At 71.0% G+C, this 20,726-nt stretch carries 20 protein-coding genes; 8 read left to right on the top strand and 12 right to left on the bottom strand.

What is annotated here, in order from left to right:
* Positions 1–124: 124 nt before the first annotated feature.
* Positions 125–2,386: an FdhF/YdeP family oxidoreductase gene (locus ACZ6Z4_RS25045; RefSeq protein ID WP_465569036.1), complete on the top strand. Its 2,262-nt coding sequence runs from the start codon at positions 125–127 to the stop codon at positions 2,384–2,386.
* On the opposite strand, the gene ACZ6Z4_RS25040 is transcribed toward ACZ6Z4_RS25045, so the two are convergent.
* Positions 2,355–3,518: an MFS transporter gene (locus tag ACZ6Z4_RS25040; RefSeq protein ID WP_465569034.1), complete on the bottom strand. Its 1,164-nt coding sequence runs from the start codon at positions 3,516–3,518 to the stop codon at positions 2,355–2,357. The genes ACZ6Z4_RS25045 and ACZ6Z4_RS25040 overlap by 32 nt on opposite strands.
* A 25-nt stretch (positions 3,519–3,543) precedes the next feature.
* Between ACZ6Z4_RS25040 and ACZ6Z4_RS25035 the strand changes: the two genes are divergently transcribed.
* Positions 3,544–4,119: a CGNR zinc finger domain-containing protein gene (locus ACZ6Z4_RS25035; protein ID WP_465569032.1), complete on the top strand. Its 576-nt coding sequence runs from the start codon at positions 3,544–3,546 to the stop codon at positions 4,117–4,119.
* 42 nt (positions 4,120–4,161) lie between these two features.
* On the opposite strand, the gene ACZ6Z4_RS25030 is transcribed toward ACZ6Z4_RS25035, so the two are convergent.
* Positions 4,162–6,375, bottom strand: coding sequence for an MMPL family transporter (locus ACZ6Z4_RS25030; protein WP_465569030.1), 2,214 nt, complete (start codon positions 6,373–6,375; stop codon positions 4,162–4,164).
* A gap of 212 nt (positions 6,376–6,587) precedes the next feature.
* Positions 6,588–7,124 carry a YgjP-like metallopeptidase domain-containing protein gene (locus ACZ6Z4_RS25025; RefSeq protein WP_465569028.1) on the bottom strand — a complete coding sequence of 179 codons (537 nt, stop codon included), beginning with the start codon at positions 7,122–7,124 and terminating at the stop codon, positions 6,588–6,590.
* Positions 7,125–7,634: 510 nt separating this feature from the next.
* Between ACZ6Z4_RS25025 and ACZ6Z4_RS25020 the strand changes: the two genes are divergently transcribed.
* Both ACZ6Z4_RS25020 and ACZ6Z4_RS25015 read left to right on the top strand, forming a co-directional pair.
* Positions 7,635–7,793, top strand: coding sequence for a DUF5679 domain-containing protein (locus tag ACZ6Z4_RS25020; protein WP_012922897.1), 159 nt, complete (start codon positions 7,635–7,637; stop codon positions 7,791–7,793).
* Between the two features lie 133 nt (positions 7,794–7,926).
* Positions 7,927–9,237: an ABC1 kinase family protein gene (locus ACZ6Z4_RS25015; RefSeq protein ID WP_363665099.1), complete on the top strand. Its 1,311-nt coding sequence runs from the start codon at positions 7,927–7,929 to the stop codon at positions 9,235–9,237.
* Positions 9,238–9,241: 4 nt separating this feature from the next.
* Here ACZ6Z4_RS25015 and ACZ6Z4_RS25010 read toward each other — a convergent pair whose 3' ends face one another.
* On the bottom strand, positions 9,242–9,409 hold the full coding sequence (locus ACZ6Z4_RS25010; protein WP_465569025.1) for a hypothetical protein: 168 nt from the start codon (positions 9,407–9,409) through the stop codon (positions 9,242–9,244).
* A gap of 1 nt (position 9,410) precedes the next feature.
* Positions 9,411–9,935 (bottom strand): hypothetical protein, encoded by a 525-nt coding sequence (locus ACZ6Z4_RS25005; RefSeq protein ID WP_465569023.1) that lies wholly within the window; start codon positions 9,933–9,935, stop codon positions 9,411–9,413.
* Between the two features lie 22 nt (positions 9,936–9,957).
* Between ACZ6Z4_RS25005 and ACZ6Z4_RS25000 the strand changes: the two genes are divergently transcribed.
* The gene (locus ACZ6Z4_RS25000; RefSeq protein WP_465569021.1) at positions 9,958–12,288 is read left to right on the top strand and encodes a hypothetical protein; all 2,331 of its coding nucleotides are present in this window, start codon (positions 9,958–9,960) and stop codon (positions 12,286–12,288) included.
* A gap of 3 nt (positions 12,289–12,291) precedes the next feature.
* On the top strand, positions 12,292–12,828 hold the full coding sequence (locus ACZ6Z4_RS24995) for an NUDIX hydrolase (protein WP_465569019.1): 537 nt from the start codon (positions 12,292–12,294) through the stop codon (positions 12,826–12,828).
* 21 nt (positions 12,829–12,849) lie between these two features.
* Here ACZ6Z4_RS24995 and ACZ6Z4_RS24990 read toward each other — a convergent pair whose 3' ends face one another.
* Together ACZ6Z4_RS24990 and ACZ6Z4_RS24985 are read right to left on the bottom strand one after the other, a co-directional pair.
* Entirely contained in the window at positions 12,850–13,866 is a 1,017-nt protein-coding gene (locus ACZ6Z4_RS24990; RefSeq protein ID WP_465569017.1) for an alcohol dehydrogenase catalytic domain-containing protein, read from the bottom strand.
* Positions 13,867–13,881: 15 nt separating this feature from the next.
* Positions 13,882–14,625: a glucose 1-dehydrogenase gene (locus ACZ6Z4_RS24985; RefSeq protein WP_465569015.1), complete on the bottom strand. Its 744-nt coding sequence runs from the start codon at positions 14,623–14,625 to the stop codon at positions 13,882–13,884.
* Positions 14,626–14,739: 114 nt separating this feature from the next.
* Here ACZ6Z4_RS24985 and ACZ6Z4_RS24980 point away from each other — a divergent pair, with 114 nt between their 5' ends.
* Positions 14,740–15,651 (top strand): LysR family transcriptional regulator, encoded by a 912-nt coding sequence (locus tag ACZ6Z4_RS24980; RefSeq protein WP_465569013.1) that lies wholly within the window; start codon positions 14,740–14,742, stop codon positions 15,649–15,651.
* A gap of 424 nt (positions 15,652–16,075) precedes the next feature.
* Here the strand turns inward: ACZ6Z4_RS24980 and ACZ6Z4_RS24975 are convergent, their stop codons facing one another.
* The 4 genes from ACZ6Z4_RS24975 to ACZ6Z4_RS24960 all read right to left on the bottom strand — a co-directional run bounded on the left by ACZ6Z4_RS24975 (position 16,076) and on the right by ACZ6Z4_RS24960 (position 19,417).
* Positions 16,076–16,261 carry a hypothetical protein gene (locus ACZ6Z4_RS24975; RefSeq protein WP_184797048.1) on the bottom strand — a complete coding sequence of 62 codons (186 nt, stop codon included), beginning with the start codon at positions 16,259–16,261 and terminating at the stop codon, positions 16,076–16,078.
* Positions 16,262–16,322: 61 nt separating this feature from the next.
* A complete protein-coding gene (locus tag ACZ6Z4_RS24970) occupies positions 16,323–16,610 on the bottom strand; it encodes a WhiB family transcriptional regulator (RefSeq protein ID WP_344179750.1) in 288 nt (95 codons plus the stop codon).
* A gap of 151 nt (positions 16,611–16,761) precedes the next feature.
* On the bottom strand, positions 16,762–16,959 hold the full coding sequence (locus ACZ6Z4_RS24965) for a hypothetical protein (protein ID WP_465569010.1): 198 nt from the start codon (positions 16,957–16,959) through the stop codon (positions 16,762–16,764).
* Between the two features lie 334 nt (positions 16,960–17,293).
* Positions 17,294–19,417: an ATP-dependent DNA helicase UvrD2 gene (locus tag ACZ6Z4_RS24960; protein ID WP_465569008.1), complete on the bottom strand. Its 2,124-nt coding sequence runs from the start codon at positions 19,415–19,417 to the stop codon at positions 17,294–17,296.
* Positions 19,418–19,519: 102 nt separating this feature from the next.
* Between ACZ6Z4_RS24960 and ACZ6Z4_RS24955 the strand changes: the two genes are divergently transcribed.
* A complete protein-coding gene (locus tag ACZ6Z4_RS24955) occupies positions 19,520–19,759 on the top strand; it encodes a mycoredoxin (RefSeq protein ID WP_363665108.1) in 240 nt (79 codons plus the stop codon).
* 21 nt (positions 19,760–19,780) lie between these two features.
* Here the strand turns inward: ACZ6Z4_RS24955 and nudC are convergent, their stop codons facing one another.
* Positions 19,781–20,704 (bottom strand): NAD(+) diphosphatase, encoded by a 924-nt coding sequence (gene nudC / locus ACZ6Z4_RS24950; protein WP_465569006.1) that lies wholly within the window; start codon positions 20,702–20,704, stop codon positions 19,781–19,783.
* Positions 20,705–20,726: the final 22 nt, after the last annotated feature.

Here is a 20,726-nt window from a genome sequence, read left to right as displayed (position 1 = left end):
GCACGCTAGAGCGGCCGCCACGAGCCTGTCGAGACTTCTGTCCGCTATCGGCCGTCACCTGACCGCAACCACAGCGACGCCTATCACCAACGCTCGTTCTCATAGAAAGATTTATGGTTGAACCATGGTCGACATCGAACAGCCGAAGAAGAAGGCGGCCGGCGTTCCGGCCGTGCTCTCGTCGTTCAAGTTCGGGTTCCGCGAGATGGGCCCGGCGCGGACCGGCAAGGTGTTCCTGAAGATGAACCAGGACGGCGGCTTCGACTGCCCGTCCTGCGCCTGGCCCGATCCCGACCACAAGCGCAAGCACGCGGCCGAGTTCTGCGAGAACGGCGCCAAGGCGGTGGCCTGGGAGGCGACCCGCAAGAAGGTGCCGCGGGCGTTCTTCGCCGAGCACTCGATCGACGACCTGAACCGGATCTCGGAGTTCGAGCTCGGCAAGCTCGGCCGGGTCACCGAGCCGATGCTGCTGCGGGCCGGCGCCGACCACTACGAGCCGGTCGGCTGGGACGAGGCGCTGCACGTCGTCGCCCGGCACCTGCGCGCGCTGGACGACCCCGACGACGCCGTCTTCTACACCTCGGGCCGGACCAGCAACGAGGCCGCGTTCCTCTACCAGCTGCTGGTCCGCGCGTACGGGACGAACAACCTGCCCGACTGCTCGAACATGTGCCACGAGTCCTCCGGTACGGCGCTCACCCGCGTGATCGGCAGCGGCAAGGGCGCGGTGACGCTGGAGATGCTCGAGGAGGCCGAGCTGATCGTCGTGGTCGGCCAGAACCCGGGCACCAACGCGCCCCGGATGCTCAGCCACCTGGAGATCGCCAAGAAGCACGGCGCCGACATCGTCTCGGTGAACCCGCTGCCCGAGCCCGGGCTGATGAACTTCAAGAACCCGCAGCGCCCGTCCGGCTGGGTCGGCAAGGGCACCGCGCTGGCCGACCAGCACCTGCAGATCCGGATCGGTGGCGACCAGGCGCTGTTCCTCGCCGTCGGTCACCTGCTGCTGGAGGCCGAGGCCGCGGCGCCGGGGACCGTGCTGGACAAGGACTTCATCGAGCAGCACACCAGCGGGTACGAGCTGTACTCCAAGCACAACGCGGAGCTGGACTGGCCGGCCGTCGAGCAGGCCACCGGGCTGACCCGGGCCGAGATCGAGGAGTTCACCGACCGGTTCCTGAAGTCCAAGGCGACGGTGATCTGCTGGGCGATGGGCCTGACCCAGCACCGCGAGGCGGTGGCCACGATCACCGAGATCGTCAACGTCCTGCTGCTGCAGGGCAACATCGGCAAGCCCGGCGCCGGGCCGTGCCCGGTCCGCGGCCACTCCAACGTCCAGGGCGACCGCAGCATGGGCATCTGGGAGCAGATGCCGGCCAAGTTCCACGACCGGCTGGACGCGGAGTTCAACTTCACCTCGCCGCGTGACCACGGCATCGACGCGGCCGCGACCGTGCAACGGCTGCGCGAGAACGACGTCCGGGTGTTCTTCGCGATGGGCGGCAACTTCGCGATGGCGACGCCGGACACCGAGGTCGTGCACCGCGGTCTGCGCGAGTGCGACCTGACCGTGCACATCTCGACCAAGCTGAACCGGTCGCACACGGTCCCCGGCAAGGAGGCGCTGATCCTGCCGACGCTCGGCCGGACCGACCACGACCGGACCGTGCTCGGCCCGCAGTCGGTGACCGTCGAGGACTCGCAGGGCGCCGTCCACCTGTCCACCGGAAACCTGCACCCGCCGAGCCCGGACCTGCTCTCCGAGGTCGGCATCGTCTGCGCGCTCGGCGAGCTGCTGGTGCCGGAGGTCGGCGAGATCCCGTGGGCCGACTTCGCCAAGGACTACAGCCTGATCCGGCAGCGGATCGGCCGGGTCTGCGACGGGTACGAGGACTTCGAGGACCGGCTGCGCGCGAACGAGGGCGGCTTCCTGCTCGCGCACGCGGCCCGGGACAGCCGCGAGTTCCACACCTCCGACGCGCGGGCGCAGTTCAGCGCGAACGACCTGACCTGGCTGCCGACCGGCAGCGGGCGGCTGCTGCTGCAGACGATGCGCAGCCACGACCAGTTCAACACCACGATCTACGGGCTCGAGGACCGCTACCGCGGCGTGCACGGGACCCGCGAGGTGGTGTTCGTGAACCCGGACGACCTGGCCGAGCTCGGGCTGACCGACGGGCAGGTCGTCGACATCGTCAGCGAGTTCGCCGGGGTGGAGCGGCGGGCGTCGGGCTTCCGGCTGGTCTCCTACCCGACGGCGCGTGGTTGCGTTGCGGCGTACTACCCGGAGACGAACGTGCTGATGTCGGCCGACGACCTGGCCAAGGGCAGCAACACCCCGGTGGCCAAGGGGCTCACCGTGCGGCTGGAGTCAGTCGCCTCCTGAACCAGGGCTGCAAGCTCGCCAGTACTGCGGCTGTCGCGGCGCTGGCGAGCCACAGGCCCTCCGGACCGGTGCGCTCCAACAGTTGCGTCGCGGTGAGTGGTGCGACGGTTGTCGCGATTCCCCAGCTCAGGCCGAAGACGGCCAGGTAGCGGCCGCGCGCATGCTCGGGAGCGAGCCCGGACGCCTGGGTGAGATAGCGGGTCAGCAGGAACAGCTCACCGAGGCTCCAGAGCACTGTGGCGACCAGGAAGACCGCCAGGCTGTGGGCGAACGCTGTCACGACCAGCCCTAGGGCGAGCAGCCCGTACCCGATGGCGATCGAGCGGAAGTCGTCGAGGCGCTGCACGCGGAGCAGGCGCTGAGCGAGGATCAGCGTGACCGCGGAGACGGCCAGGATGATGCCGGTGCTGGACTCCGGCAGGCCCTGCTCGAGCAGGGTGAGCGGGATGCCGATGACCAGCTGCATGTAGAGCGTGGCGAACACCGTGCCGCTGAGCAGCAGCAGGAGCAGCCGCCGGTCGCGCCACACCACAGCCCTCGCCTCCTGCGGCTGCTCACGTCGTACGTCGGCAGGAAGCGCCACCGCAACCAGGACCGCGCAGGCCAGACAGGTGATCGCGTCAGCCACGAACAGCCAGCGCAGGTCGACATGACTCACCGCTGCCGCCAGCAACCCAGCCAGTACGCCGGCCGCCGCCATCGCCGCCCCCAGCAGCCCGTACGCCGCCGGCCGGTCGGCAGGCTCGGTGACGTCGGCGATCGTCGCCTGGCTCGGCGGCTCGTAGATCTCGAAGGCCAGCCCCAGCAGCACTGCGGCCAGGACGGCCGACCAGAGCACCGGACTCAACGCGATCCACAGCTGCGCGACCGCGCAGCCGCTCAGGCCGAGCACGATCGTCCGGCGGCGCCCGAGCAGCCGGGACGGGATCGTCGCCGCGCCGAAGACGGCCAGGATCAGGCCGGTCTGCGCGAGGGACGCGCCGAACTCGACGGTGAGCACGACGCCGAGGAACGGGAGCGTGAAGGCGCCGATCCGGTTGACCGCGCGGGCCACGACCAGGATCCAGACCGCCCGGGAGAGCTTCCGGGCGACCGTGGGTTCGTGACTGTCTAAAGCGGTATGGTCGGTCACGCAGTCGACTGTACGAAGGAGTGGCGTGACCGGTCAAGTGTCTTTTGATAGTCATACGAAGAGCGTGCTCGCGGCGTCGGTCGAGTACGTGAACCGGCTGACGCCGGGCTTCTCCGGCGGCGTACCGGTGGATGCGCCGGCCGACGAGGCGCAGGCCGTGGCCGATGCTCTCGCGGCGATCGGATACCCGCGGCCGTCGGTCCGCGCGGCCGACGCGCGGCGCCTGGCCGTGCTGGCCGGGCGGATGCGGATCGTCTTCGAGGCGGCGCACGGCGGCGATCTCGATCGCGCGGCGGGCGAGATCAACGCGCTGCTGCTCGACACCAACGCGCGGCCGCAACTCGACCGGCGGGAGAAGGGCTGGAGCCTGCACTTCCACGGGCCGGACGACGGGCTCGTCAACGGCTGGGCGGCGGGATGCGCGGCCGGGTTGGCGCTGGCGGTGGGTAGTGAGCTGGCCGGCCGGCTGGGCGTGTGTGCGGCGCCGCAGTGCGACCGGGTGTTCGTGGACACCTCGCGGAACGGGCAGCGCCGGTTCTGCTCGCCGCAGTGCCAGAGCCGGGTCAAGGCCGCCGCCCACCGCGCCCGCCAGACAGACTGAGGGTCCTGTCCACCAGGACAGGACCCTCAGAGCCGTAGAACGTCAGCCGACCGGCGTCAGCTCGCGCTCCTCCTCCGGCGCCTGCGTGACCGCGTGCTTGGCTGGCTTGTGGCGCAGCCACTTCGGGGCCCACCAGTTCGCGTCGCCGAGCAGCGTCATGATGCTCGGCAGCACCACCGCCCGGATGATCGTCGCGTCGATCAGGATCGCGACCGCCAGCCCGACGCCGAGCTGCTTCATGTCCAGCGTGCTCAGCGTCGCGAAGACCGCGAACACCCCGATCATCACCGCCGCCGCGCTGGTCACCACACCGGCCGAGCCGGTGATGCCCTCGGCCACGGCCTGCTTGGTCGGCACTCCGCGCAGCACCGCCTCGCGGATCCGGCTGACCACGAACACGTGGTAGTCCATCGACAGCCCGAACAGCACCACGAACAGGAACAGCGGCAGCCAGGACACCACCGCGCCGTTCGACCGGAAGTCCAGCAGCCCTTCGGCCCAGGTGTTCTGGAAGACCGCCGTCACCACGCCGTACGCCGCCCCGGCGCTCAGCAGGTTCAGCCCGATCGCGGTCACCGCGACCACCACGGACCGGAACGTCACCATCATCACGATCATCGTCAGCAGCAGCACGAACCCGATCACCAGCGGCAGCTTCGACCGGGTGTGCGCCGCGTAGTCGACGTCGGCCGCGACGAACCCGCCGACGGCGTACTCCGCCCCCGGTACCTTGCCGACGGTCTGCGGGATCAGCTCGTTGCGCAGCTTGGCCAGCGAGTCCCGCGCCTGCTCACTACCGCCCTCGTACGGCGTCGCGACCTCGGCGACGGTGACCCGCCCGTCCGCCGACACCCGCGGCTTCTCCAGCCCGTCGGCGGCGTACAGCGGATCCCCCTCGGTCCGCTTGGCCAGATCCGTCAACGCAGCCTGTACGGCGGCCTGCTGGCCGGCCGGCGCCCTGACGGCGACCTGGTGGCTGGTCCCCGTGCTCGGGAAGGCCGCGGTCAGCCGGTCGTACGCCTGCATCACCGCGGTGTCGCGCGGCAGGTCCTCGGTGCCGGGGAACTTCAGCGTCATCCCGAGCGCCGGCGAGGCGACGGCGAGCAGTGCGACGACCGCGACGGTCAGCGTGGCGACCGGGTGCTTCAGGGCCGGCTTCAGCACGGCCGGCCAGAACCGCGGCTCCGACGTACGGGCCGTGAGGCGCCACAGCAGCGGGATCCGCGGGCGGTCCACCCAGCGGCCGAGCTTGGCCAGCACCGCCGGCAGCACGGTCAGCGAACCGGCGACCGCCACCGCGACGACCAGGATCGAGCCGACCGCGAAGGACGAGAAGACCGCGTCGCGAGCCAGGAACAGCCCGGCCATCGAGATGATCACCGCCGTACCGGAGACGACGACCGCGTGCCCCGAGGTGGCGGCGGCGATCTCGACCGCGTCGACGTGGCCGCGGCCCTTGGCCCGCTCCTCGCGTTCGCGACGCAGGTAGAACAGCGAGTAGTCGACGCCGACCGCCATGCCGATCAGCAGGATGACGCTGTTCACCGCGTCGACCGCGGGGATGAACTGGGAGGCCGCGGCGGCGAGCCCGATCGCGGCGGCGACCGCGGACAGCGCGAGCAGCAGCGGCACGGTCGCGGCGATCAGCGCGCCGAAGGCGACCAGCAGGATCGCCAGCGTGACCGGCAGGCTGAACATCTCGGCCCGCTTGAAGTCCTCGCCGAGCGTCTCGTTCAGCGCCTTGCCGATCGACTCCCCGCCGACCTGCTCGACCCGGAGCTCCGGGTGCTCCTGCTGGACCTTGGCGGTGGCGTCGAGCAGCGGCTGGACCCGGTTCTCGTCGTCGCCGTCCTTCAGCTCGACCCGGACGATCAGCGCGTTCTTGTTCGGCGCGAGGATCGGCTGGGCCACGTCCGCGACCCCACCGAGGGCGCGCATCCGTTCCGTGACGACCGTCGCGACCTGGTTGGCCGCGGCCTGGTTCAGCGACCCCGAGGTCGGCGTGATCAGCACGCTCTCCACGTCCGGGTCGTCGAAGTTGCCGGACTTGACGATGTCGTCGGCCCGGGTCACCTCGCCGATGTCGCCCTCGTTGGTGGACTCCTTCACGCCCGTCACGTTGCCGAGCGCGAAGCACGCGACGACGACGGCGAGCCACAGCCCGATCGCCCGCCACGGGTGGGTCGCGCTCCAGCGTGCCGCCCGGACCGTCAGCGGTCCCCGGCCGCCGGCGTGGCTTGTTGTCTGGCCCCTCATCAGATTCCCTGCCCCTCTGCGCCCCCTCAGGCGCACCGTGCAGCAGGGCCCTCCGCCTCGCCGCCGATGGGCAAAAGCCTCCCGTCGATCAGGGGGTCGCCACCATGCAGGTAACCACCGACTCCACCCTGGGGCCTGCCCCACCCCCACCCTGGGGAAAACCTCAGGGCACCCCTCGGAGCGGCACTTCCCGTACGCCGTACGAAAGGCGGCTAGAAGTCGTCGAGATCCAGCCCGGCGGCGGCCGAGACACCCTCCAGGTACCCCTCGGCGCGCTCGGCCTTGGGGAAGCGGTGGACCAGGTCCCAGAAGGCCGCGTTGTGGGCCGGCTCGACCAGGTGGGCGAGCTCGTGGACCAGCACGTAGTCGACCACCCAGGCGGGCATCGACTGCAGACGGTCACTCAAACGGATCGACCGGTCCGCCGGAGTACACGATCCCCACCGTCTGTTTTGGTTCGAAACCCACCTCACCGACGCAGGTTCGGGCACCTCGGGCAGGTGACGACACGCGAGTTCGTGTGCTCTGGCCAACAATTTTTCGTCCGACACGCGGGACCGGCTGCGCTGCCGCTCGAGGCGCTGGAGCATGGTCTCGACCCAGCGCGCCTCCTCCGCCGCGGAGAGCCGGTCGGGCATCAGCACGACCACCCGCTCACCGTCGCGGTACGCGCTCACGGTCCGCTTGCGCCGCTTGCTGCGCCGGATGTCGACGTACGGCGGGATCGGGCGCGGTGGGGAGTCGGCCATAGGGCAAACGGTATCGCCCGAATCCGCCGACTTTCTTGCGTCCACATCCTGTGTACGGACGTTTTCGCAGGTCAGACGGGTTCCGGCGGGTTCGTGGACGTCCGTTGTTCACACCCTGTTCCCCCGCTCGTCCACAGTGCCGCCCGGCGCGTCCCACAGCTTGCCCACAGAGTTATCCACAGGGGTGGACAACGTGGGCTTGTCAGCGTGACGACGGCCTTCTAGCGTCAGGTCCAACAGGCTCCCGGACCGCCTCCGGAGCCGCTCGGAGGGGAAGCCGAGTGGTTCCGCAGGCGGACCCCCGGGAGCCTGTTCCGTGCCGGGACGGATCTCGGAAAGGGGTTTCCCAGCGGCACGCTGGCCACGGGGTGCGCTTGAGCCACGCTCAGCCTGCCGTAGGGTGAATCCCGACTGGGCCGAACGGCCTACGGCAGGACGGTCTGCCGTTAGCATCCACGACGGCCAGGGGCTGAGGCCCCGGCTGGTATTCAGAGCAAGGAGAGGGCCCTCATGGCAGAGACCTGGAGCGGCGAGTTCTACTGCGTCAAGTGCAAGGCCAAGCGCACCGCCGACGGCGAGGTCAAGGTCAACGACAAGGGCACGCGCATGGCCAAGGCCAAGTGCCCCGAGTGCGGTACGAACCTGAACCGGATCCTCGGCAAGGCCTGACGCACCAAGTCGTAGGGGGTGGTGGCCGGACCTTCGGGTCCGGTCGCCACCCCCTTCGTCGGTTTCGTACCGGTTCGCGACGCGCCGCCCACCCCACCGGGCCGGGGTTTGCGTGAACCGACAGAATGGGAGCGTGTCCGACCTCCCCCGCAAGGCGCTCAGCCGCACCGCGAAGCTGGCCAGCCTGCCGCTCGGTGCCGCCGGCCGCGCGACGGTCGGGCTCGGCAAACGGATCGGCGGCGCGCCCGCCGAGGCGGTGATGGCCGAGTTCCAGCGCCGGACCGCCGACCAGCTGTTCTCCGTCCTGGGCGAGCTCAAGGGCGGCGCGATGAAGTTCGGGCAGATGCTCAGCCTGATGGAGTCGGCGATGCCCGAGGAGCTGGCGGCGCCGTACCGGGCGACCCTGACCAAGCTCCAGGACTCCGCACCGCCGATGCCGATCGCGACCGTGGACAAGATCCTGTCCGAGGAGCTCGGCAAGCGCTGGCGGAGCCGGTTCGCGGAGTTCGACGACAAGCCGGCCGCCGCCGCGTCGATCGGGCAGGTGCACCGCGGTGTGCTCACCGACGGCCGCGAGGTCGCCGTCAAACTGCAGTACCCGGGCGCCGCCGAGGCGCTGCGCGCCGACCTGCGCCAGCTCGGCCGGTTCGCCCGTACCTTCGGCACGCTGGTCCCCGGGCTCGACATGAAGCCGCTGATCGTCGAGCTGCAGGACCGGATCGGCGAGGAGCTCGACTACGACCGTGAGGCGCAGGCCCAGCAGCAGTACGCCGACGCCTTCAAGGACCACCCGGAGTTCGTCGTCCCGCGGGTGGTGAAGCACTCCCCCACGGTGATCGTGTCGGAGTGGATCGAGGGCCGACCACTGTCGAGCTTCATCACCGACGGCACCAAGACCGAGCGCGACGAGCTGGGCCTGAAGTACGTCCGGTTCATGTTCAGCGGCCCGCGCCTGGCCGGTCTGCTGCACTCCGACCCGCACCCGGGCAACTTCCGCGTCCTGCCCGACGGGCGGCTCGGCGTGGTCGACTTCGGGCTCTGCGCGCGGCTGCCCGACGGGCTGCCGCCGGCGATCGGCCGGCTGCTGCGGATCTCGCTGGACGGCGACGGCGAGGAGGTCCTCGCGGGGCTGCGCGCCGAGGGCTTCGTGAAGCCGCGGATGGAGATCGACCCGACCCAGCTGATGGACTACCTGGCGCCGTTCGCCGAGCCGGCCCGGACCGAGACGTTCCAGTTCAGCCGCGCCTGGATGCGCGAGCAGGCGAACCGCACCGGCGACTTCCGCTCGCCGAACGCCTCGCTGGCGCTGCGGCTCAACATGCCGCCGTCGTACCTGCTGATCCACCGGGTGTGGATCGGCGGCATCGCGGTGCTGTCCCAACTGGAGACCGAGGCGCCGTTCAAGTCGGTGCTCGAGGAGTTCCTGCCGGGGTTTGCGGACTAGCGATTCACCACCAGGCGCTGTCGAGTTTGCCTTCGATGCTGCGGACGTTCTCGCGGGCGCAGCGGTCGCAGTAGACGAGGCTGCGGCCGTTCTCGACCGAGGTCATCCAGGTGATCGGCAGGTCCTCGGTCTCGGCCTGCTGACCGCACAGCGCACAGGTCGGGCGGTCCATCTCAGGTCCTCGCCAGCGCGTCGTCGAGCAGGCGCCGCCGGCCGGTCAGCGTGTCCAGGGTGAACCGGTCGGGGTCGGCGTCGTACAGGGCCTGGCCCAGCTCCGAGGCGATCGCCTCCCGCGGTACGGCGGTCGCGCCGGCCGGGACGAACTTGCGCACCTCGTCCAGCGCCGCGACGGCCACCTCCAGCGCCGACCGGCCGCGCGCGACCGCGTCGTCGTCGGTCTCCGCACTCAGCCGGAACGCCTGCTCGGTGGCGCGATCGCTGTACCAGAGGAACTCCCCCGCATCGACGATCTGCGACGGCTCCTCCCCGCCGTACGCCGGCCCGGCCACCGGCTCGGCCGGGAGCCGGAACTCGAACCGCCGCGTCCGGCCACACGCCGGGCAGTCGCCCTCGTAGACCGCCAGCGCCTCGCCGTCGCGCTCGACCACGCTGAACGTGAGCTCGCCGGCCGCGCCGCACTCGCACGGGCGGAGCTCGACGTAGAGCCCGGCTTCCTGCAGGGATCGCGCGATCAGCATCCCGTGAGTTTACTATTCGGCGGTGATCGAGCCCGCCGTCCACAGTGCCGAGGCCGAGGCGGTCCGTACGACGGCGGTTCAGCTCTGGCCCGCCCTGCTGCGGACGCTGAACGCCGCCCGCCCGCTGACCTCCACCGGCCTTGATGCCGTCCGCAACCACACGTTCGGCGCCGTCGACGAGCACGGGCGCGCGCTGACCGTGCGGCTGGACGGGGTGCCGCTCCCGGCGGGTGAGCGGGTGCGGGTGTTCGCGAACACGACGTCGGACAATCATGTGATCCAGCTGTCCGACCAGCTGACACCCGAGCAGGTCGGCCCGATGCTGGCGTGGGGCGCGGCCGAGCTGATGGCGGTACGGCGGCGCGCGGACGCGGGTGTCCCACCGATCCGGCGCGATCTGCTGGACGGCGCGGTGGTCGGCGTCGAGGGCGACCCGGCGCAGGCGCTGCTGTCGGAGAGGGACTACGCGGCGCTGGGCCGACTGGACTGGCTCGCCGGCCAGGCTGCTGGTGCCGCCGAGCCGGAGCAGGTGGCTGCCCGGGACGCGTTCTCCGCTGAGCTGGACCGGATGGGGTTGCGCCCGGAGGAGCAGGACGCCAAGCAGCGGGCGTACAGACTGCTGGTGGTCGACGCCCGACTGGGTGCTGCTGGACGCCGGCTGCTGCACCAGCTGAGCCGGCCGCTGGAGGAGCTGTCCCCGGCAGACGCGGACGCTCTACGCCGCCACCGCGCCGAGCAGGCCGTCGGCCGCAGCACCAGCGAGCTGGCTGCACCAGGCGTGCAGCGCCCGGAGGCGACTCGAGCAGCGCTCAGCGCTGAGGAGCTGGCTGTAGCGGCCCGGCAAGCGGCAGTGGCTCGCGACCAGCACAGCGTGCGGACCATCGAGTCGTTGCGGAAGTTCGCGGCTGACCTGCCGAGCGGGCAGCTGCCCAAGGTCCGGCTCATGATCGGTGGCGGCGCCGCTCTCGCCGGGCGTGAGGCCGACGTCCTGCTGGTCGACGGCCGCGGCCGCTGGCACGTCGACCCGATCCCCGGGATCGTGCAGTCGGCGGACCAGGTTCGCCAGCTGCGCAGCAGCGGGCTCGGCGACCCGTACGACGTCACCGGCCCCCGCGAACGCGTCCCGCTCACCGCCATCCAGCTCTGGGAAGACCAGGCCGCAGCCCGCGGCCCGCTCATCGACGGCACCGCGCAGCTGGCCGTCGACGCGAACGGACGCCTGGTCGCGGACATCAGCCCGCTGGACGGGTCCGCGCCGATCCGGATCGAGGTCGACGGCACGCCCGTGGTGGCGACCGGCGTACCGGCGGAGATCATCCCCGGCGTCTCCCGCTGGGTCCCGACCGTCCCCGAGGCCCTGACCGCCATCGACGGCTACCTGGCGACCGCACAGGCTCCCCACGCTGAGGAGGCCCGCCAAGCGCTGAGCGGTCTACGAGACACCCCGGGCACAGCAGCCGCCGCGCTCGCACGGCTGGAGGGTGTCTCCGAGCTGACCGACCTGCGCAACGCCGTACGGGCCGGTGGGATCGTCGGCGCCTCGCTGGACGAGGCGCTGACGACGCTGGAGGCCACCGCAGCCTGGGACGACGCCCGGCAGCAGCTGCCCGGGCGGGTGCTGATCGGTGACGAGATCGGCGACGGCGACTACGACCCGCAGGCCGGGCGGCGCTGGCTGATCGCGGGGATCGGCGGCGGCGCGATCGCGAACGCCGAGATCATCCTGGCCGGCAACCCGGACGCCGAGGTGGTGATGGTCGGTGGCGAGGCGCCCTGGGTGCTGCAGAACGACGCGCAGTACACGGCGATGCGCCAGCAGCATGACAAGGACTTCAACCCGGAGGCGTCCGGCCGGCTGCAGACGATCTCCGGCAAACGGCTCGGCGCGGTGGCGACCGCCCGCACGGACGACGGGCGGACCGTCGTACGGATGCTCGACTCCCGCGGCCAGGTGCTGCGCGACACCGACGGGCAGCCGCTGCAGGGTGACGTGTACGTCGGGTGCCTCGGGCGGGTCGCGCGGACGCCGCGGGTGCTGGACGGCCTCCGGGCCTGGGCGCAGGAGACGCGCGGCGAGCTGCGGTTCAGCAGCGACCGGCAGTACCTGGGCTACCAGGTGGAGATGCGCAACGGGACGTCGGTGGTCGACGTGGAGGTCACCGGCGCGGCCTCCCGGCTGCTGCCGGCTGACCTGTTCGACGCGGCGACCGCCTCGATGGTCAACGAGCACGGCCTGGTGGAGGCGCCGCCGGAGAGCGGCAACGTGTCCGCTGGGTTCATGGCCACGGCGCTGCAGGCCAAGCACCGCACCGACGACCGCAGCCGGTCGAGCAGTGCCAGAGAGCTGGGCTGACCTGTGCAGTGGTTGATCCACAGCGAGGAGGACGCCTGGCGGAGCCCTTGGCTCGCCGTACGGCGGCTGCAGGTCCAGCGGCCCGACGGCGAACAGGTCGAGTACCACGCGATCCGCGCGAGCGACGTCGCAGCAGTAGTGCTGACCGACGAGCAGCGAGTGCTGCTGCTCTGGCGGCACCGCTTCCTCACCGACACCTGGGCCTGGGAGCTGCCGATGGGACTGGTCGAGCCAGGTGAGACACCGGCCCAGGCGGCAGCCCGGGAGCTCGAGGAGGAGACCGGCTGGCGCGCCGGCGACCTGCAGGAACTCGTCTACGCGCAGCCGGGAGCAGGGATCATCGACTCCGCGCACCACGTCTTCCGGGCGACCATTGCCCAGTACGCCGGGGCGCCGACCGAGCGGAACGAGTCCGACCGGATCGAGTGGATCCCGCTGGCCGACGTACCGGCAATGATCAGCCGGCGCGAGATCGTCAGCAGCATCACGCTGGTCGGGCTGCAGCAGGAGCTGATGACCCGGTGGCCGCTCGAGGGGTGACAGCGGCCACCGGGTGGCTCATCAGGACTGCGGCTGGGTCTGCAGGACGATCCGCAGGTTCGCCTTCGGCTGGTGCTGCCAGGCCTCCTCGGCCTCCTCCAGCGGGTAGGTCTCGATGATCGGGCGAACGCCCTTCAGAACGGCGAAGTTCAGGGTGTCCTCGCCGTCCTGCGAGACACCGCTGTACCAGCCCTTGACCACCCGCCGGCCTTCGGACAGGTCGTGGCCGCTGACCTGGATGGCGTCGCTGCCCTCCAGCACGATCAGCGCGCCGTTCGGCCGCACGCCCTTGAACAGGACGGTCTGCAGCTCGGCCCGCGACACCGTGTCCAGGATGGCGGCCGCTCCACCGAGCGCTGCCAGCGCCTCGCCGGCGTCACCCTCGGTGCTGTCGATGTACTCGTCGGCGCCGAGCTCACGGGCCAGCTTCTCCTTGTCCCGGCCACGGTTGATCGCGACGGTCCGGAAGCCCATCTTGTCGGCGAACTGGATCGCCAGGTGCCCGACCCCGCCGACGCCGTGGACCGCGACCAGGTCGCCCGGACCGGCCGGCGCGTGCCGCAGTGCGTTGAACGAGGTGATCCCGCCGCACATCAGCGGCCCCGCCTCCTCGAAGGTCAGGCCCTCGGGGATCCGGGCCACCGCATCCTGCGGCGCGACCATGTACTCGGCGTAGCCACCGTCGTACGACGTACCGACGATCCGGTGCTGGACGCAGTTGGTGAAGTCACCGCGCCGGCAGAACTCGCAGGTGAAGTCGACGCCACCGGACCAGCCGACGCCGACCCGCTGGCCGACCTCCCAGACCGTGACGCCCTCGCCGACCGCGTCCACCACGCCGGCGATCTCGTGCCCGGGGATCCGCGGCAGCACGGTCCCGAACAGCGCGTTGCGCGGGATCGCGTCACCGCCGCAGATCCCGCAGGCGTACACCTTGATCCGGATCTGCCCGGCCTTCGGCTCGGGGATCGGTACGTCGGTCACCACGAAGGGCCCGCCGGCCTGCTGGACCTGGGCCGCACGCATCGTTGCAGTCATGTGTTGGGTTGCTCCTCAGTGCATTCCGCCGTCGGCGACCACGTTCTGGCCGGTGATGAGTCCTGCTGCGTCGCTCGCCAGGAAGGCGGCGATCCCTGCCACGTCCTCGGCCGTGCCCAGGCGCCCGATCGGCACCATCGCGACCAGGCTCTTCTTGTACTCGTCGTTCGCAGGGTCGGTGAAGATCCCGGCGCCGTCGATCGGGCCCGGGACGATGCTGTTCACGGTGATGCCGCGCGGGCCGAGCTCGAGCGCGAGCACCCGGGCCAGGTAGCCGGTCGCCACCTTGCTGGTGCCGTACAGGCCGACGCCGACCTGCGGGACCGTGGTGGTGTTCGACGAGATGCTGATGATCCGGCCGTTGTCGGCGATCCGCCGGGCCGCCTCGCGCAGGACGAAGTACGGGCCCTTGGTGTTGACCCGGAAGAGCAGGTCGAAGTCCTCCTCGGTCACGTCGGTGACGGGGATGTTGACCTTCTCCATGCCGGCGTTGGCGACCACGATGTCGATCTGCCCGAACGCCTCGGCGGCCGCGTCGAAGACGGCCTCGATCCCGTCCACCCGGGACACGTCGGCGGCGACACTGATCGCCCGGACGCCGAGCTTCTCGGCCTCGGCCCGGACCTCGTCCGCGGCGGCCTGGTCGTGCGAGTAGTTGACGACGACGTTCGCGCCCTCCGCCGCCAGCCGGAGCACGATGGCCCGGCCCAGCCCCTTCGACGATCCCGTGACGAGCGCCGTTCTCCCCTGCAACGTCATGCTTTCTTTCTCCCATCAAGTGGACCTGGTTCCGATCGTCGGACGTGATCGGACCGAACGGAAACAGAGACTCGTTGGCGCGGTCACAAGCAGCCGTTGTGGCACCATGACTAGGTGGATCTCAGCTTGCGGCTGCTGCAGGCACTGGTGGCGGTGGCTCAGGAAGGCAGCATGACCAGGGCCGGTACGCGCCTGAACCTCACCCAGCAAGCGGTCAGCAGCCAGATCCGACAGCTCGAACGGGTCGTCGGTACGGCGCTGGTCGAGCGCCAGTCGTCGGGGATCGAGCTGACCCCGGCCGGGCAGGTCGTGCTCAAGCAGGGCGAGGCCCTGCTGTCCTCGGCCGAGGCGATGGTGGCAGAAGCTCGCCAAGTTTCCACCGGTCGGCCGGAGCCGTTGCGGATCGCGTTCAAGGCGCAGAGCACGGCGCACTTCATGCCCGCCGTCGAGGCCGCGCTGTGCCGGCAGGCGCCGGACCTGCGGGTCGAGCCGATCGCCGTGCACACGCTGCCCGACGAGCTCGCGGCGGTCGTCGAGCGCCGGGCGGACGCGGCGTTCCTGTGGCTGCCGATCGGCGACGACCCGCGGTTCGCGATCCACCCGCTGCTCAAGGAGGAGCGCTGGGTGGCGCTGCCGCCCGGGCACCCGCTGTCCTCGCGGTGGTCGCTGACGATCGCCGACCTCGCGGACGTCCCGGTGATCGGGCCACGGGACAACATGCCGGACGCCGTCGTCTCGTTCTGGTTCATCGACCCGCGCCCGGACGGCCGCCGGGCGATCTTCGGCCCGCAGGCCCGCACCCCGGAGGAATGCCTGCACCTGGTCGCCGCCGGTCACGGCTGCTGGATCGCACCGGCGTCGACGGTCACGTACTTCGCACACCCGCGCCTGGTCTGGCTCCCGCTGGTCGACGCACTACCGAACGAGCTGGCAATCGTCTGGCTCCAGGACAACCCGAACCCGTACCTGAACCTGCTGCTGCAGGAAACCCGCAAGGTAGCGGTCGCCGCCGACCCCCGCGGCTGAGCGCGGGCACTGGCGCGTCGGTGGCGCGCGGGCGCGGGGAGCGGGAGCGCGGGGAGCGCGGGGAGCGGGTGCGGGGAGCGGGTGTGCTGGTGCGGGGAGCGGGCGCGCGGGTGCGGGCCCGCGGGTGCGGGGAGCGGGTGCGCGGGTGCGCGGGTGCGGGGAGTGCGGAAGTGCGGCGGGGCACGAGGAGGGGAAGCGGGAGCGCGGCAAGCGCGAGTGAACATGCCGAGGGGCGGCATCCTCGTGGATGCCGCCCCTCGGTGCAGCTTCGCTGGTCTGGGCCCCTGCTCCGCAGACCGCGGTCAGCTGCTGGTCGGGCTGGGCGCGGCGCCTGGAGATCGGCTCCGGCCGCGTCAGCCGGTTGTACTAGGGCGCCGGCCGGCCGGACCGTGCGGTCCGGCTGGTGGATCGGCGTCCGGGTGGATCAGACCAGACGGGCGAGGGTGAGGCGCGCCTTTGCGCTGGCCCTCTCCGCGCGCCGGGTGGCCCGCTCGGCCTGCTTCTGCGCCCGCGCGACCTGCGTCGCGAGGCGGAAGCGCCGGTTCTGCTCGGCGTCGTTCAGCAAAGAACGACAGTGGGCCCGAGCGAGATCTTCCTGAAGTAAGTTCATCTGAGTGCTCCTGTGAGTGCGGTTCGGGTTCATGGTTCGAGTCTCGATTCGGATGGGTGGGTCAGGCGGCGGTCACGGTGTCGCTCTTGCGGGGACGTCCACGGGGACGCTTGCGCGGCACGACCACCCCCTGGACGAACAGCTGGCCTCCCCACACCCCCCAGGGCTCGGAGCGCTCCAGCGCACCGGCCAGGCACTCGGCCTGCAACGGGCAGGTCGTGCAGAGAGACTTCGCGTACTCCACGTCCGACGGGGACTCTGCGAAGAAGAGTTCTGGCGCGTAGGACCGACAGGGCAGGTCCTGCGACGTTGCCACCTCGGTGAATGCATCGAGGAAGCTAACGCTCATTCCGGTCACCTCCTAGTGACTGTCTTGCTGATCTCTTGTCGTCCGAACCGACCACCGGTTGGTGGCCGGCAAACTGTGGGCTGACAAACAAAAGGGCCGCGGGACCCTTGGTGGGTTCCGCGGCCTCGGAGGTGCCGGCTGACTTCGAGAGTCAGACCGGTGGACTCCAAGATCGAGAACCCGAACCGCCACGCTTCACATCACCGACAGCTCCGCCCTGGATCGGGGCGTAGGCCTTGGCCGTGAGAACAACGGTCTCGACGTGCAGACGCGAAGCGGCACCCGGGATCAGGGCGCACGGCAGCGTGCTACCGACGAACTTCGGCTTCATCGTCATGTTCGTGATCATTTCCCAGGCACCTCCTCTCGTTGTCGCGAACGGGCGGCAAGCTCGATCGCTGTAGTTTGAAGTTTTCGGCCACACCGGTGACCGCAGAAAGAACAGTACGCCGAGGCGCGCGAGCCCCGCAAACTATTTAACGGCAGTTTCTGACATTGGCCGGAAGTTGCCGCCGCGAGGCCCCGATGTCACCGCTCGGGCCCGCTCGGCGGCACGCTCCGGCGCGCCGTCCGCACGCTCCGAATTCGTTGCCTTGGTCATCCAAGTGCGCAGCTGTCTGCTCTCGGCAGAAGCACCTCGTCCAGGGTGCGCCGCGGACCCCCAACCCTGCAACAGAATTCAACTACTGCCGGGTGCAGATCACGATCACCGGTTCGCCGTACTTCGTCAGCTTGGTGCGCCCGATACCCGGGATCCGGAGCAGCTCGCGCTCGTCGGTGGGCCGGGCCTCGGCGATCGCGGTCAGCGTCGCGTCGGTGAAGATCACGAACGCCGGGACGCTCTCCTGCGCGGCCCGCTCGGCGCGCCAGGCCTGCAGCGCGTCGTACAGCTGCTGGTCCATCGTCGACGGGCAGTCCTCGCAGCGGCCGAGCTTGCGGGCGCCGGCGTCGAGCAGGCCGCGGCCGCAGACCCGGCACTTCGGGATCGGCTTGTCGGAGCGCTCCCGCCCGGTCCGGCCGTTCGGCTGCCACTCCTGGGCCGCCGGCCGGGAGGACCCGCGGACGCCGATCGGGTCGAGGAACCGCGTCGGTCCCCTGGTCCCGCGGCCGCCCGGCGAGCGCGACGTCGACCAGCTGACGAACAGCTGCTGCTTGGCCCGCGTCACCCCGACGTAGAAGAGCCGCCGCTCCTCCTCCACCTGGGCCGGGGTCTGGGCGTAGCTGATCGGCAGCGTCCCCTCATGGGCCCCGACGATGAACACGCACTCCCACTCCAGGCCCTTGGCCGTGTGCAGCGTCGCCAGCGTGACCCCCTCGGCCAGCGGCGCGTGCTGGATGGACGCGCGCCGGTCGAGCTCGGTCATCAAGTCGACCAGCCGGGCCTCCGGATGCGCCTTGGCGAAGTCGGCCGCCATCGTCACCAGCGCGCTCAGCGACTCCCAGCGGTCCCGGACCGCGCCCTTGCCGGCCGGCGGCTCCAGCGTCCACCCGGCACCACCCAGTACGCCGCGGACCGTCTCCTGCAGGTCGTCGCCCGGGTCGCCGCCCTTCACCTGGCCGCGCAGCAGCATCGCCGCCTGCCGGATCTCCGGCCGCTCGAAGAACCGCTCCGCGCCCTTCAGCACGGCCGGGATCGTCCGCTCGGCCAGCGCCTGCTCGAAGTTCTCCGACTGGGCGTTGGTCCGGAACAGCACCGCGATGTCGCGCAGCGCGACCCCCTCGTCGGTGAGCCGCTGGACCGCCCGCGCCACGGCGTCCGCCTCGGCGACCTCGTCGGAGTACTCCCGGTAGACCGGCGACGGCCCGGGCTCGAGCTGCGAGCGCAGCGTCACCCGGCCGGGCAGCCCGGCCGGCCCGGCGGCGTCGAGGATCTTGTTCGCCACGTCGACGACCTGCGGGGTGGACCGGTAGTCGCGGACCAGCTTGATCACGTTCGCGTTCGGGTGCTTGGAGGCGAAGCGGACCAGGTTCTCCGGATCCGCGCCGGCCCACGAGTAGATGGTCTGCGCCGGGTCGCCGACCACGCAGACGTCGTCGCGGCCGCCGAGCCACAGGTCGAGCAGGCTCTGCTGCAACGGGCTGACGTCCTGGTACTCGTCGACGACGAAGGTCCGGTACTGGCGGCGGATCTCGGCCGCGACCCGCTCGTCCTCGGCCAGCAGCGCGACCGCGCAGAGCAGCACGTCCTCCAGGTCGATCCGGCCGCGCTCCAGCTTCACGTCCTCGTACGCCGCGAAGACGCGCGCGATCGTGGCCGGGTCGAACGCGGCCAGCGCGCGCCCGGACCGCGGCGCGATCCGCGCGTAGTCGTCGGGGCGGACGTTGCTGACCTTGGCCCACTCGACCTCACCGGCCAGGTCGCGCAGCGCGGGCGTGTCGACGCGGACCCGGCAGCGCCCGGCCGCCTCGGTCAGCAGCGGGAACTTGCGGTCGGCGATCGGCGGCAGCTCCGAGCCGTACACCTTCGGCCAGAAGAAGCGGGCCTGGCGCAGCGCCGCGGAGTGGAACGTCCGGGCCTGGACGCCGTCGGCACCGAGCTGGGCGAGCCGGCCGCGCATCTCACCGGCCGCGCGCTGGGTGAAGGTCACGGCCAGCACCCGGACCGGGTCGTAGGTGCCCGTCCGTACGCCGTACGCGATCCGGTGCGTGATCGCCCGGGTCTTGCCCGTCCCCGCTCCGGCCATCACCACGACCGGGCCGTGCAGCGCGGTGGCGACCGCGCGCTGCTCGGGGTCGAGGGCCGCCAGCAGCTCGTCGGCCGAGCGGCTCGCAACGGCTCGTGTGATGTCACTCACGCGCTGAGACATGCGGGAACAGGACCCCTGACGTCGTGGTTCTCCGATAGGACGGGGACAACCCTAGACGGGACGACTGACAAGTCGCCCACGACAGAGACGGAGCGGGCCACGATGGCGGCATTCACGATGTACTCGACCCCTTGGTGCGGTTACTGCCACCGCCTGAAGGGCCAGCTCAAGCGGGCCGGCATCGAGTTCACCGAGGTCGACATCGAGCAGACCCCGGGCGCGGCCGAGATCGTCGAGAAGATCAACAACGGCAACCAGACCGTTCCGACGGTGGTGTTCCCCGACGGGACCGCGATGACCAACCCGAGCCTCGCGCAGGTCGCGGAGAAGCTCGTCGCCTAGCCGGTGCGCGCCGGGCGCTGGTCACCAGCTGCCCGGCAGCTCCTCGCCGTACCAGCCTTCGATCAGGCGGCGGGAGATGGAGATGTTGCCCGGCAGCGCCAGCGTCTGGTCGGCGATCTGCGCGGCCAGGTCGGCGCGGCTGAACCAGCGGGCGTCGACGATCTCGTCGTCGTCCACCTCGATCGCGAAACCGGTCGCCTTCGCGTAGTAGCCGAGCATCAGGCTCTGCGGCAGCGGCCACGGCTGCGAACCGGCGTACTCGACGTCGTCGCCGATCACGACACCGGTCTCCTCCAGCACCTCACGCCGTACGGCGGCCTCGAGCGACTCGCCCGGCTCGACGAACCCGGCGAGCGTCGAGTACCGGCCCTCGGGCCAGTTCTCGTTACGGCCGAGCAGGGCGCGGTCCTGGTCGTCGGTGACCAGCACGATGATGGCGGGGTCGCTGCGCGGGAAGTGGTGCATCCCGCAGTTGGGGCACTCGCGGACGTGGCCCGCGTTGGTGACGACGGTGTGCTCGCCGCAGTTCGAGCAGTGCGTGTTGATCGCGTGCCAGTTCGCCAGGCCGACCAGGTTGACCGCGATCCCGGCCTCGCGGTCGTCCAGCACGCCGCCGATCTCCCGCAGCCCGCCGTACGCCGGCTCCGGCTCGCCCGGGACCAGTACGCCGAACACGGCGCGCCCGTCGGCCGTCCGCCCGGCGCCGGCCTCGCGGTCGATGCCGAGGAAGATCCGCTGACCCTCCGGCGCCGCCTCGGGCGCCACCAAGCTGAGCGCCGTACGGGCCTCGTCGAGCGCCAGCCGGTCGCCCATCAGCAGCGCGACCTGGGTGTCCGGAGCGGCCCACGCCTTGGCCAGCCACTCGTCGTCGCGCCGGCGGTCGGCCGCCCGGTCGAGCACGGAACGGGACAGCGCGAGCGAAGCTGGATCGATCGAAAAGGCCACAGCTTCAACCTATCCCGGACGG

The organism is Kribbella sp. NPDC104740 (genome assembly GCF_055583505.1).
This window is presented reverse-complemented; position numbering and strand designations above follow the sequence as displayed.